The 14,221-nt window shown below is 44.9% G+C and carries 11 protein-coding genes; 2 read left to right on the forward strand and 9 right to left on the reverse strand.

The window, feature by feature from the left end; translation table 11 throughout:
* Window positions 1-1,044 (forward strand): alcohol dehydrogenase family protein, encoded by a 1,044-nt coding sequence (locus KYS23_RS15490; RefSeq protein ID WP_218396358.1) that lies wholly within the window; start codon window positions 1-3, stop codon window positions 1,042-1,044.
* Here KYS23_RS15490 and KYS23_RS20940 read toward each other — a convergent pair.
* Window positions 1,041-2,531 carry a sensor domain-containing diguanylate cyclase gene (locus tag KYS23_RS20940; RefSeq protein WP_159529931.1) on the reverse strand — a complete coding sequence of 497 codons (1,491 nt, stop codon included), beginning with the start codon at window positions 2,529-2,531 and terminating at the stop codon, window positions 1,041-1,043. The two genes, KYS23_RS15490 and KYS23_RS20940, sit on opposite strands and share 4 nt — an antisense overlap.
* A gap of 198 nt (window positions 2,532-2,729) precedes the next feature.
* Here KYS23_RS20940 and KYS23_RS15500 point away from each other — a divergent pair, with 198 nt between their 5' ends.
* Entirely contained in the window at window positions 2,730-3,308 is a 579-nt protein-coding gene (locus KYS23_RS15500; protein ID WP_159529929.1) for an exopolysaccharide biosynthesis protein, read from the forward strand.
* 18 nt (window positions 3,309-3,326) lie between these two features.
* Here KYS23_RS15500 and KYS23_RS15505 read toward each other — a convergent pair whose 3' ends face one another.
* From KYS23_RS15505 to KYS23_RS15540, 8 genes are read right to left on the reverse strand one after another with little or no spacing between them, the layout of a single operon-like run.
* A complete protein-coding gene (locus KYS23_RS15505; RefSeq protein ID WP_159529927.1) occupies window positions 3,327-4,115 on the reverse strand; it encodes a sterol desaturase family protein in 789 nt (262 codons plus the stop codon).
* Entirely contained in the window at window positions 4,115-4,774 is a 660-nt protein-coding gene (locus KYS23_RS15510; protein WP_159529925.1) for a CDP-alcohol phosphatidyltransferase family protein, read from the reverse strand. The genes KYS23_RS15505 and KYS23_RS15510 overlap by 1 nt, the downstream gene beginning before the upstream one ends.
* A complete protein-coding gene (locus KYS23_RS15515) occupies window positions 4,768-5,445 on the reverse strand; it encodes an ATP-binding cassette domain-containing protein (protein WP_159529923.1) in 678 nt (225 codons plus the stop codon). The genes KYS23_RS15510 and KYS23_RS15515 overlap by 7 nt, the downstream gene beginning before the upstream one ends.
* The gene (locus KYS23_RS15520) at window positions 5,442-7,295 is read right to left on the reverse strand and encodes an ABC transporter permease (RefSeq protein ID WP_246604433.1); all 1,854 of its coding nucleotides are present in this window, start codon (window positions 7,293-7,295) and stop codon (window positions 5,442-5,444) included. Before KYS23_RS15520 ends, KYS23_RS15515 begins: the two co-directional genes overlap by 4 nt.
* The gene (locus KYS23_RS15525; protein ID WP_246604435.1) at window positions 7,295-8,755 is read right to left on the reverse strand and encodes an ABC transporter substrate-binding protein; all 1,461 of its coding nucleotides are present in this window, start codon (window positions 8,753-8,755) and stop codon (window positions 7,295-7,297) included. The genes KYS23_RS15520 and KYS23_RS15525 overlap by 1 nt, the downstream gene beginning before the upstream one ends.
* Window positions 8,742-9,617 (reverse strand): DUF547 domain-containing protein, encoded by an 876-nt coding sequence (locus tag KYS23_RS15530; protein WP_420838762.1) that lies wholly within the window; start codon window positions 9,615-9,617, stop codon window positions 8,742-8,744. The genes KYS23_RS15525 and KYS23_RS15530 overlap by 14 nt, the downstream gene beginning before the upstream one ends.
* A gap of 16 nt (window positions 9,618-9,633) precedes the next feature.
* Entirely contained in the window at window positions 9,634-11,787 is a 2,154-nt protein-coding gene (locus KYS23_RS15535; RefSeq protein ID WP_218419303.1) for an FAD-dependent oxidoreductase, read from the reverse strand.
* A gap of 20 nt (window positions 11,788-11,807) precedes the next feature.
* Window positions 11,808-14,183, reverse strand: coding sequence for a TonB-dependent receptor (locus tag KYS23_RS15540; protein WP_218419306.1), 2,376 nt, complete (start codon window positions 14,181-14,183; stop codon window positions 11,808-11,810).
* Between the last annotated feature and the right edge of the window lie 38 nt (window positions 14,184-14,221).

Raw genomic sequence — 14,221 nt, forward strand, 5'->3', positions numbered from 1 at the left:
ATGTCACAACTTCCCTCACACATGAAAGGGGTCGTACTTACACGCCATGGCGATCTTGATGCGCTTAGTCTTCGTCACGATCTCTCCCTGCCTATTCCAGCTACCACCGACGTTGTGATTAAAGTGGCCGCCGCGGGTGTCAATAACACAGACATAAATACCCGCAAGGGATGGTACACAAAGGACGATGGCACTGACGTGGAATCGTGGAATGGTGAACCGTTCGCACTTCCTCGAATACAGGGCGCAGATGTATGCGGCTATATTGTGGCTGTAGGCAGTGAAGTAGACACTGCACGCATTGGTGAGCGGGTAATGATAGAACCCTGCTTAACCGAAGCGGATGGTGCTAAATTACCTTCACCTTGGTATTTTGGATCTGAATGCGACGGTGGTTTTGCACAGTACACAAAAGTTGCTGCAAAACATGCGTATACCGTAAATACAACCATGTCAGATGCCGAACTTGCTTCCTTTCCATGTTCATATTCTACCGCTGAAAACATGCTGCACCGCGCTAAAGTAGCGGCGGGAGACAGGGTGCTTGTTACTGGCGCTTCTGGTGGCGTTGGCTCTGCTGCAGTGCAATTAGCAAAAGCACGAGGCGCTTTTGTAGTGGCTATCACCAGTGAATCAAAACAAGAAGCATTGAAAGCACTGGGGGCAGACGACACCCTAACCCGCGACTGTAATTGGTTAACGTATACGAAAGATAAGCCGTTTGATGTTGTTATCGATTTGGTGGCAGGACCAAGATGGCCTGAGCTACTTGATATGATGCGCCCCTTTGGTCGCTACGCAGTATCGGGTGCTATTGGTGGGCATAGCGTAACCTTAGATGTTAGAACCTTGTACTTAAAAGATTTACAATTACTGGGCTGTACTGTGATTTGTGAAGAGGTATTTGGCAACGTAGTGAAACGCATTGAAGCAGGCGATATTGGCCCACTTGTCTCTAAAACTTACCCCATTGAAGATATAAAACAAGCGCAAACAGACTTCGAACAAAAAGCGCATATTGGAAAACTGGTGCTTACGTTTTAACGCAGCGCTGTTTCACGGTTTTCCCATACATCGACGCGATTACGCCCTAGCGATTTAGCCAAATAAAGTGCAGCATCGGCACGCTGAATTAATTCATTAGGGCTCACTGGATGAGTAAATGCCATTGTGGAAGCGCCTAAGCTTATCGTCAGCCTGCTGTTGTAGCTTGACTGTTTGAACACAATGGCCGCTTGCTCAATATTGCTTCGAATACGCTCTGCTACTTTGAGTGCGGAATTCATGTCAGTAAATGGCATGATGACAGCAAACTCTTCTCCACCATACCTTGCCACTACATCGTCATTACCAACACAGGTTTCCTTCAGTATTTCTGCAACCTTTATTAACACACGATCGCCCGCCACATGCCCATAACAATCGTTGTAAATTTTAAAGTGATCGACATCAATTAATAATAAGCTTAGTGGCATTTTACACTGAACGCTTCTTTGTATATCGCTTTGCAATGTATCGTCAAACAGCCTTCTGTTCGCTATACCGGTTAAGCCATCGATATTGGCAAGCTTTGCCAACTTGAGGTTGGCTTCTATAAGTTGTTGTTTTGCCTCATACAGAGCCCGTTCGTTATGCGCGTTTTGTAATGTGTTAGCCAACATCTGCGCGATACGCTCTAAGTACTTAATATCATAATCACGCCACGTATAAGGGCTACCCGTGATATCACAGCCAATGAAACCGAAAATGCCCTCATCCAATTCAATCGCGGCACAAAGAATTGAACAAATGTGCTCTCGCTCAAACTCCTCTTTTTCCCCCGCGGCTTCTCTTGGTAAATAGGCCACATTATTCACTTTAAAAAGGCCATCTTGCTTAATCTTTCTATCAAGGTAAGGCATGGTTTCCATCGGTAACGCTTGAAGATCATTTTTATAAGGCGTTACCCCTGCAGCTACCCATTCGTGGGTGTTACAGGCGAATTTTTTGTCGTCATAAAATTCGAATAAATAGCAGCGGTCAAGATCGCAGAATTCACCGAACGCGCCTAAAATATTCTCTATAAGACTATCTACTTTGTCACTGGTAGTATTTATAAGCTGCGAAGATAGAGTTGAAAGTAGCCCATTAAACGTAATGTGTTTGCCCACGGGTGAAGATTCTTCCGGCGCGATAAACAAATTATTTTGAACCGCCTTTGCGTTGATAACCACTAAGCTAACGCCGCCGACCGTGATAACCGCACTTTCTATAAAAAACTGAATCCCCCTTTCATAAGATTGAATGCGTACCCATTGGCAAAGGTGCAAGGTTTCCTCTGCTATAGCGAATGGATGATAGCTACCAGAAAGCTCATCTTTAGTAATAGGATCGAAAAAACGCAGGCTGTCTAAGAACGCATCAGATACCACTGCCTCACCAAACTGACGCGCAAATGCAATGCTTACGTCAAACGCTGTATCACCAAGACGCTTGAACAACAAACACGTAGGGAGTTGACGTAACAATGCAATGCCTTCATTTGGCTTCACATATCCCCCTTATGGGAAGTTAAACAATTAGCTTTTACTTTAGTACATATTGGTAAAACACGCTCCTTAGCCAATAGTCCAGAATGTAACAATTTTTGCAGTAAACCATTGCAAGAAACTTACGTAATAAATTACAGCAACTATGTTTCACCATAGTGTCATTCTTTAGGATGCGAGATAACTTACGAATGGGTCAACATGAATGAATCAATAAGTGGGCTTTTGGACAAGCTAGTTGATGAAGACGAAGGAAAAAAGCAAAGCGCAGGAGATATTATTGCTCGCTTCGAAGACAGAGGCTTTGGTCCACTACTACTCATACCTTCACTAATTGCACTACTGCCTACTGGCGCCATCCCCGGCGTGCCTTCCTTATGTGGTATCACCCTCTTTCTAATCTGTATACAAGTTGCTTTAGGCAGAAGTGCGCCTTGGTTACCAAATAAAATTACTAAACAAGAAATTAAACAAGACAAGTTAGAAAACGCGGTAGACAGAGCCAAACCTTACGTTAAAAAAACCGAGAGGCTGTTAAAACCACGTTTAACAGTACTATCAAAAACGCCATGGAAAAATATAGTTGCAGGTTATTGTGCTATAGCATCATTGTGTATGATCCCTCTTGAGGTTGTTCCTTTCGCCGTAGCACTCCCTGCTTTTGCGCTAACATTAACCGCTATAGGCATGACCAACCGAGACGGTGTGTTTATTGGCCTAGGGATGATAATTCAGCTGGGGACTGTGTATTTAGCTCTGAAGGTTTCTGGCTTATTGTAGAGAGTAATCACGTAAAACTTAGCGATTAAATGGTATTTTCAGCAATGCTATTATGCCTGCATTATCGTTTGTTGCTGGGTATTCTTTTTGGCCAATAGCAATATCTTCATCGCGCATGGTTGCGCGGCTTTTGAAGCTGCCAAAGAGTTTGTCCCACCAAGAGACGCTGAAACCAAAATTAGTATTAGACTCTGCTTTTGTCTGGCTGTGGTGGATGCGGTGCAGCCGTTGGGTAATGATAACCATCCCAATTCTGTCATCCCATTTTTGAGGCAGTCGGATATTCGCATGGTTAAACAAGGCAAATCCGTTCAAACCAACTTCGAAAATAACTATCGCAATAGCAGGCACACCGAACGCAATAACCACCGCCGCTTTAATGAACAAGCTTAATACAATTTCGATAGGATGGAAGCGAAGCCCTGTGGTGGTATCTACATGACTGTCTGCGTGGTGCATCTTATGAATACGCCACAGCAGAGGAATTTTATGAAATAGTCTGTGCTGCCAATAAATCACCACATCAAGCAGCAATACACTAAGCGCAACCACAACCCAATGGCTCAAACTTACGCGGTTAAATAAACCCACATTAGTACTATCCGCCCATAGAGCCACACCCACTAAACTGGCGGGCATCACCACTTTTGAGCACAGCGCGCCTAATACCACCATACTCAGGTTGCCTTTCCACCTGCTGGCTCGCCCCAATACCGATTGCCTAGCAGGCAGCCATGCTTCTAGCAAAGCCATTATCACGAAAATGCCTAAAAATAGACAGACTCGTACAAGTGCAGTGTTATCCACTATTGCTTCTCTTTCTCTTTATTAGTGCAGTAATCATCAATACCTTCTACAGCTTTAAGGGTAGTAAAACCACTGTAAACTCGGGTGATGATGGTAATGCCACACGCTACCGCAAAAACATAAGCCAACACCGGAAAATACGCTGGCCATATACAGAATGCTAAAAATAAGAGTATGGTTTCGGTACCCTCGGTAAGCCCCTGCATATAGTAAAAGCTCTTATTCTTAAACTGTGGTTTTTCGATATTAAATTTTTCTGCGGCTACGGCGAAGGCCAAAAAGCTACTGCCCGTGCCTACAAACGCGGCCATTAGCACTAGCGCAGGTACACCCCATTCGGCAGGGTTTGCTACACCAAACGCTAACGGCACGGCAGCGTAGAATAAAAAGTCTAAACAAATATCTAAAAAGCCACCTGCACTACTGCTACTTTGCTGAAAGCGAGCAAGTTCGCCGTCAATACCATCGGATACTCTATTTGCAACAATACATATGAACGCCATTGCCCACCACCCATTGATAATGGCAGGAACCGACAGCATACCAATAACAAAACCAGCCAAGGTAATTTGATTTGGGGTAACGCAGGCTTTGCTCAGCGCCAAAATCATGGGTCTTAACAGCGGCTTTATAAAAGGCGTAACTTTCGCATCTAACATGTTTCTATCTCAATTAAGCGCCCTTGGGCAGCTTCTACATCTTCACTATCGTGCGTGACCAATAAGGTGGGTAGACCACGGGCTTTAAGCTGACTAAATACCCAAGTTCGCATTTGAGTTTTGGTTGCAGCATCTAATTTACTAAACGGCTCATCGAGTAACACCACATTAGGTGCGGCAGCCAACGTTCGCAACAAGGCGATACGCGCCTGTTGTCCGCCCGATAAGGTCTGTACGGGTCGATGCTGTAAACTTTCAAGCCCCACTTCGGCTAACATCTCAGTCACCCGTTGATCACGCTGCGCTCTTGATAACGTTTTTTTACTAGGCGCATTATGAATCGAAGCTTTATCAAGCATATTGCTAGGCAATGCAAACGCAATATTTTGCCCAACTGTCATATGTTCAAAAAGCAAAGGGTCTTGATATAGCACGCCTACCCCACGATTATGAGCTGGCATGCCGTTAATGCACTTATCATTAATGTATATACTACCCTTCATGGAAAAAGGCGCAGTTAATTGCCCAGCAATTGCGTTAAGTAAGGTCGATTTGCCAGAGCCGCTTGGCCCCATGATAGAAAGCACTTCGCCTGGGTTAATCTCTTCATCGAGTGAAAACAAGGTATCTGTGTATCGAAACAAACTCACCTTATCTAATTTCAAGGTCATAATTTCGATTTCCGTGTTTGTAGAAGCGAATAGCGCCCCATCGGGTTAAAACAAACTGTGGGCAACCACCAGGCCAATACAAAGCCCAATAAGGGCATAAGCGTTTGTACTATCACATACACTGCAGTCAACCGAGCACTGCTACCCGATGCCGCGGCCACCGCTTCTGTGGTAACAGTAGCAATACGCCCACCGGTACTTAGCAAGGTAGGCAAATACTGGCTGAAACTAATAGCCAGCCCTAATGCAAAAGCCACCAGTATAGGGGCAAGCAATAACGGTAGCTTTATGTTCACAAATACCTGCCATGGTGTTTTTCCCATGCCATAAGCTACCTGCGCATACCTAGGGTCAAACTTACGATAAGCCACCGCCAACGAAATAAACACATAAGGCAATACATAAACAAGATGGCTAATAAATAAATGAAACCACACGGCCTCGTTAAAATAGGCTAATTGAAACCATACTAAGCCATATAAGAAGGCCACGCCTGGCACTAGCAGTGGTAAAAACAAAGTAAGTGACAACAACGCCCCTGACCATCCGTTAAAGTAAGACGTAGGTTTACTATTATGGTCTCCATGCCCGCTAACCGTTTCTGCTTCTAGCGCCATGATAGCGACTATCACCGAAAAGCCGCTCACTAACGTGGCTAGCAACAGGGTATTATTGAAAGGCTCAGCCAGTGCCCAAAGCGTGGTTTTCCAATGCAATAAGGTTAACCCTGCTGGTAAAAAAGCAGGAAACTGCCAAAAAGTGGCAAAAGACCAAAGTACGGTACTGACGATTATCGAGAGTACTATCACGGCGTAAACTGCAACTATGGCGTACGCCAGTAACGAGGAAAACACTTGACCTGTGTGCCTAAAGCCATTTGAGTAGAAACGCCCTTGAGCATACTTTGCTACGTGTTCACCCACAACCCATACACACAGTGCTACTAGCGTTACTGCTACTTGTAACAGTGCAGCTGCCGATGCCTGAAAGCGCATCGATAAATCAACATGGTTGAACCATTGCACCACTGCCACTGCTAGCGTGGGCGGGTTATTTGGGCCTAGTAGCAAGGGTATCTCCACATTCGCCGTGGCATAGGCTAACACAGCCAATATGGGTAAACGCGCTTGAGGATAAACGGTGGGGAAAATGACTTTAAAGAATACGGTTACCGGCGAGTAACCTAGCGCCGTCGCGCTTTTAAAATAGCCATCGAACTTACGTTTAACATGTGGCTGCGACATCACAGTTATCGCCATTAAAAATACGAAAGGTAATTCTTTAAGGGCCAGCGCAATAATAATAGAGATGCCGTAACTGTCGTACGGAAATGCCCACATCGGCGGTAATAGCGTACTAGCGCCACCTACACTAGCTGCTTCATCGGTTCCTATACTACTTAGTATGTTACTAAAATTTGCCGCGATGCTCGAAAAGAAGCCAGAGGGTGAAAGCACGAATAATAACGCAATGGCAGCTGCAGCATGTGGCAAGACTAATAACGGGCTAAGCCAAGTTTGCAGTTTATTGAGATAGGCTGAGCGGTAAAATACCGCCAACAGTAAAAAGGCACTAGCAACTGAAATTACGGTGGCTGACAAGCCTGTGATAAATGACAACAGCACCATTTTACCCATGCCATCTATCGCCAATAACTGTGCAAAAACAGTGAAGGTAAAATCATGCGCATCCAGTGCGGGAAAGTAACCAAAAGCAGGTAACATCACACCAACAAGCCCTGCTAATACCGGCAGGCTTAACAGCAAAACAAGTAGCACCCGTACGCTCAGCGTTATGCGTTGAAAAAGTGTCATGCTGCGAAGCAATGTGAATCGTGAGAACACCGACATTAGAACCGCTCACCGTAACGGTCAAACCATGCTTGTCGTATGGCATCTGTCCAACTGCTATGAGGCTCAGCGAAAAGTGGCACTGCCTCTTCTTTGTTTATTGCAGAAACGTGGTGCGAAACAGGTTTAAACATCGCTTTGTCGTTAGCAGCAAGCATAGAAAAGTCGAGTACTGAGTCGTCACCCCACACTGCCAATTGTTGTTTTTTCGCTTGGGCTTGGGGAGATAATAAAAAATTCACCACCTGCTTAGCAGCTTCAACATTTTCGGTGTTGTAAGTAATGCCTATGAAATGCACGTTCGCCAGGCTGCCGTCTTCCATCGCATAGGTACGAATGCTGCTAGGTAAGTCAAAACGATTTACTGCACTGGGTATTTCTGCGGCGGTAAAAGAAAAGGCCAAAAGTAATTCGCTGGTTCCCATTAAACGTTGTAGTTGTGAAGCCTGGCGCAGCATATAATCCCCTTGTTTATACATCAGAGGATGCAACGCATCTAGGTATTCAAAAAGCGCGGGGGTGATTTTCGCCAATGCAGTGTCAGTTACCAGCTGATACAGCAAGCCCTGTTGATCTTCATTTAACGCAATAGCCGCATACTTTAAAAAGCTTATACCTAAATAATCGTTGGGTATTGGGTAGGTGAATCGACCCGGGTATTGCTTGGCAAAGGCAAGTAACTCATGAATATTCAGCGGAGGCTTTTCTACAAATCGGTGATTATAATAAAACACCATAGACGCCTTGCCCCACGGTGCTTCTTGCCCGTCGGTAGCAATACCAAAATCGGTGATCATTGCAGGGTTTCGAGACGGATTAGTGAGTGCAAAATTAGGAATACTATTTGCCCAGTCTTTCAATAATAAATTATGGCGTTTCATGGCGGCAAAATTTTCGCCATTAATCCAAATTAAGTTAACGCTACCTTGGGTATGATTACCGGCGGCTTTTTCGGCAAGTACACGAGACACCGCATCGCTGGTGTCGGCTAGTTTCACGTGGTTTAAGGTTATATTATATTGCTTGCTTACTTGCTGGCTTACCCACTGAATATACCCGTTCACTTGAGCACTACCGCCCCACGCATGGAACTGCACCGTCGGCGCATCGCCTAAAATCTGATTTGAAGCTGGTGATTGATTTTGAGGCTGATCTTTTAATTGAGTACTTGTTTGAGCATCCGCATTTATTTGAGCCTGCGCTTGGGCGGGCTCAAGTGCGTAAGCCAACGTAATAGTAAACATTACGGTCGTTATTACGCTTAAAATGGCTTTTAAAAGGCCCGTCACCTGACCCGCAATATGAGCCACTAATCGAGCAATGACTTGAACGGCTGCTTCAACAGCTACACGAACACCTGCAGCCCCTCTTAAACTAATCCTTAGGGCATCGAACATACACAGTGGCATTAGACAAAACAAACTGCCTAATGCCACTAACGATAAATTACTCTTGGTCATTCAGCGCCCAGTTGTAATCCAAAAACTCAATGTCGCTTTTCCCTGACAGAATCGCTTTTATGTCATTGTCATCGAGTGCCGAACCATCTTTGAATGAAAGCGCATTCTCATATTGAGCGATAAACCCCGTTAAGCTTGATGAATCACGCCACTTCATTTCAAAGTCTTCTTTGTACCAACTAAAAATTTTCGAAATGTGTAGGGTATTACCATCGTAATAATTGCGGCTATTGTCAGATAAAAAACGAACGGTTTGCTGTTCTAATTGTTCATCTAACTTATCGCCCACATAGGCTTCCTCACGTAATGCAGGGCAACCAATACTGGCGCAGTTTACGGCAAAGTGAATGCGAGGTTCGTTGTACACTCCTTTTTCACGAATTAAACCGTGTTCGATGCCGTCAAGCGTACGCTTTTCACCTAACAGTGGTGCAAAAGCTTGCTTCCAAGGTGATGAAAAGAAACCCCCAATGTCACGAATAGAGGTTAGGTCAGGGTATCGGGTTAATATTAAATCGATGGTATACGCATTGTACGCATTAATTAAAAACGCCAGTTGCGTGTTTTTATCCCACTGATTAAATGTATCCTTCGACACTGCCGATAAACTTTTCAGATAAGCAGTAAGGTCAGTTTGCGACGCTTTAAAACCCGCATAATCAACTTCTGTGCTCCTGCCTTTAATTTCTACTCCATCACCATTGGTAACAGGGTTAATAGGCGCAACATATTTCGTTAGCATTGCTGAAAAAGGGGTGTGTAACCCTTCTTCAGCATGCGCCACTGGCATAGCCAGTAGCGCAGTTGCGGCAAGTAGATGGGTTGTTCTTTTTAAGCGGTTTAGACCTAAAGATAATTTCATCATAATTGCTGCCCTATTAACCACGACGCCACGTGTGGAATTTTTCCACATAGCTTAGTAATTTTTCTGGTGTGTTAGCGCGCTTCCATGTACCTGCAGAGTTTTTGGCGCCCTCGGCCCACGTTGGGTAAGCGTGAATAGTGCCAAGTAATTTGTTAAGCCCCAAATCGTGCTTCATGGCTAATACAAATTCCGCGAGCAAATCACCAGCGTGTTCAGACACAATGGTCACCCCTAAAATTTTATCTTTGCCCGGCGGTGTCAGTACTTTTATAAAGCCTTTAATAGCGCTCTCTGCAATGGCTCTATCAAGTTCTTCAAACTCGTAGCGGGTGACTTCTACTTCAATACCCTGCTCAGCGGCATCGTTTTCGCTTAACCCTACCCGCGCTACTTCAGGGTCGATGAAGGTAGTCCAAGGAATAACACGATAATCAACTTTGAATTTTTTAAAGATACCAAATAAAGCATTTACCGCAGCATACCAAGCGTGATGCGATGCAACATGGGTAAACTGATACGGCCCTACTACATCGCCCGCTGCAAAAATGTTAGGCATTAAGGTTTGTAGGTAGTCATCGGTTTCAATAGTACGGTCAAACTGAATACCTAACTCTTCTAAACCAAAGCCGTTAAGGCGTGCTTTACGCCCTACCGCCACAATCACTTCATCGTATTCAATAGCGCTTTCTTTGCCGTCCTTCGCGACTACTAAGGTTTTAACACCGTCTTTATTTTCAAAGCGAAGGGCGTCGTGGCTAGTTAATACGTTTACGCCACTATCGCGAAGCACGGTTTCTGAAAATTCAGCCACTTCTTTGTCTTCTCGGCCCATTAAGAGGGGCGCACGCTCAACTTGGGTGACATCACTGCCCAAGCGCGCAAAGGCTTGTGCTAGCTCGCAGCCAATCGGGCCGCCACCTAATACAATCATGCGTTTTGGCGTTTCTTCTAGCTCAGCAAAACGGCTCCATAGCGTATCAGAAGTTACGTAGCCACTCTCTTCAATACCTGGCAATGGCGGTACAAACGGGCTTGCGCCTGTAGCCACTACAATGCTTTTGGTCGTTAAGGTTTGCTTGCCGCCATCGTTTTGCTTTATTTCCACCGTCCAAGGGTCGATGATTTTCGCGTAGCCTTTTACTACATCCACACCCAAACTGGTGTAGCGCTCTACACTGTCTACCGGCGCGATAGTAGCAATAACGTTATGTACACGCTGCATCACTGTTTTAAAAGACATGGTAGGTTCAACACTGTGCAAACCATAGTTTTCAGCTTGACGCATCTGGTTGGCTACTTTTGCAGTTTTGATGAGGGCTTTACTTGGTACGCAACCATAGTTCAAACAGTCACCGCCCATTTCACCGGCTTCCACAAGCGTAACTTTTGCTTTTACGGCTGCACCGATATAACTGGTCACCAAGCCACCCGCACCTGCGCCAATAACGATAAGGTTTCTATCGAATTTAGCGGGCTTTTTATAGCCTTTGTAAACGCGGCGGCGTTCAACAAACGCCACAATAGATTTGGCAATCCACGGGAATATGCCTAGCAATACAAACGATAGAATAAGCCCTGGCGATACAATGCCCGATAAGCTGTCTATCTGCGCAAGCTGGGTACCCGCATTTACGTAAACTACAGTACCGGCCAACATACCTACTTGGCTTACCCAATAAAATGTCCACGTTTTTATTGATGTTAAACCCATCAACAAATTAATCAGGAAGAACGGAAACACTGGCACTAAGCGCAAAGTGAACAGGTAGAAAGCACCTTGTTTTTCTACGCCTTCATCAATCTTTTTAAGCTTTTCACTAAAACGCTTTCTTACCATATCGCGAAGAATAAAGCGCGCCACTAAGAAGGCTAAGGTAGCACCTACGCTTGATGCAAACGATACAATAACAAAACCTTGCACTAGCCCAAATAAGGCACCCGCAGCTAAGGTAAGGATGGCCGCCCCCGGCAACGACAAGGCCGTTACCGCAACATAAATAGCGAAGAAAACTCCAATACTTATCAGTGGGTTTTCTTCAATTTGTTGAGTAAAGGTATCTAATGAGCCTTTCAAACCGTCAAGGGTAAGATAGGTATTCAAATCGAAGTAAAAAAAGCCAAAAACGGCAGCCACCAATACGGCGATAAGTGCAATTTTCTTAAACATAAACTATTCCTTAATTGCGCTTAAAACGCGTATTGCATAGTGAACTGAACGTGACGAGGTGTATTGGGCATGGCCAAGGTAGCGCCAAAATAACCACCTTCAAACACGGGCTGCCAGTTTTCTTCGTCAGTAATATTAATAACATCAACACGAAGCCGCATATCATCAGTAACCTGATAATCGGCATTTACATCAATATTGATTTGATCCCGAATAAATACAGTTTGTAGGAAATCTAGTGGGAACGACTTGGTGTACAAGGCTGATGCACCAACTTGTAAGTCATCAGTAAGTTGCCAGCCAGCATTTAATGACACAATTTGCGATGGAATGCCCTGCACTAATGAGTCAGACGGAGCAAACGCCGCAAAAGACGGCGAACCAACGCCATTGCCTTCAATAATGTCTGGTCGACTATCGTCAAAAGCATCGGCCACTTGTGCAGTATCTTGAAACGCCGCTGAATCATCGAAGCGCGCATCCAAATAACTGTACGCCGCGTTTACCCACACATCTTGCCCTTGGTAGAAAACTTGCAGCTCTGCGCCTTTGGTTTTCACACCACTGTTGCTGCCATCGCGGTTACGTAAACTACGAGTTTGGTCAAATACCGACACTTCACCATACCAATGACTATCAGGAGAATACTTAAGCCCTACTTCGTAAAGGGTATTTTCAGTGGCAAAATTTAGCGGGTTAATTTCGTTGGCACTGGTAAGTGTAGTACCCCCTGCCATGCTATTGGATGTGGCATCATTCTCTGACCACGCCACATAAGCATTAAGTGATTCTGTTAGCTTGTACACCGCACTGAGTTGTACGCTTTCAAGTATATCGTTATAAGTGTCAGAAGCGGCGGTAACCCCTTCAGGAGCAAGGGGATCGCGCGCTTCTACATCATAATAGTCGAACCTAACACCGGCAATGGTTGAAAACGATGTTGTCCACTGAGAGCGCTGCTGAAATGCAAGGCCAGTTTGTAAGGTGGTTGAATCGGTGGTGTCAGATAAATTGTAGTCCCCTGCACCATCGCCATCTATATCGTACTGGCCACCCGGTGAAACAAATACACCGGGACTAAGCTCAACCAACCGTGCTTTTTGTGCATCGGTTAACGGAATTTCCCGGTTACTTAACGGGCCGGTTAAATCTACAGGGCTGTCAGCTTCAGTTGTAAATTGGCTGTAGCCTAATACATTGTTGTAACGTAATGCTAAACCGAATGTGGTGCTTTGCTTATCGTTCCAAACTAGGTCTAATTCAGTGCGATTCTCGAACGCATCTGCGCCATCGATAATCTCTACAAAACTATTTTGCGCAATTTCTTCACGGGTGAGGTGCTGATAATAGGTCATATTTCGTAGCACTAGGCTATCTGAAAATTGATGGGTTAAGTTGCTGCGAAGTACAGTAGTTTCAGCACCATTAACATCATCAGGGTGGGTATACACCTGACTTCGCGGAATAACCACTTCACCGGTTGGTGAAATAATAGCGCCCGCACCAGGTACGGTACTGCCATTCGTTTGTACGCCTTGGCCCGTTATATAAAGGTTGTTATCAATCAGGTTTTGCGTGGGGCGATTAATGCCTGCAATATCAGGATATTCGGCATCGTAATACTCTGCACTTACGTCCCATGTTGTGGCATTACTAGGTGTATATCGGTACGCAATAAACAGGTTTTTGCTTACACGCTCTGCAAAATCAAAGAAGCTACCGTGATCTAGCCACTCAACACTGACTCTCACCCCACTTTTGCCTTCTTCAATGGTGGTACCATAATCAAGCTGCGCTGAGTATTGATCCCAACGACCAGCCCTCAATGTGATATTACCTTCGCTATCTGCAGTAGGCGCAGTTTTGGTTTGCAGGTTCACAAAGCCACCATTTCGCTGTGTACTACCAAATAGTACGGGCGATGGCCCTTTCACTACATCTAGTTGTTCAACACTATTGAATGAAACCGGTAAACCAAAACCATTGTTACCTGATTGGCGGCGTATACCATCTTGAAATAGCTCGCCCAATTGCCCTCGTATACTTGGCAAACTAGGTGTACCAAAACCGCTAGATGCATAAGCATTTGGCGCAGCTTTGACAATATCGTGTAAGGTATTGATGTTTAAAGCATCCATAGCTTCAACCGACAAAGACGTTACCGCTCGCGGTGTATCGGCTGCAGACATGCCAGCGCCAAATAATCCACTTAGCGTATTGTCGCCAGGGTTTAATGGGTTTAGCACTTGCTGATTTCCAGTCACCTCAACGACTTCTATATCTTTTTTAATGTCATTTTTGTCGATGTTATCAAGCGTGTCAGCTTGCTGAGCTTGCAGCCCTTGGCTTACAGATAGAGCCAGTGCACTGATGGCAAGCCCAATATTATTTTTCATTCGTATTTTTACCTTACAAGATTGCTTACTCGACAAGA

It is taken from the genome of Alteromonas lipotrueae (assembly GCF_019249255.1).
In the GTDB taxonomy this organism is placed as follows: domain Bacteria; phylum Pseudomonadota; class Gammaproteobacteria; order Enterobacterales; family Alteromonadaceae; genus Alteromonas; species Alteromonas lipotrueae.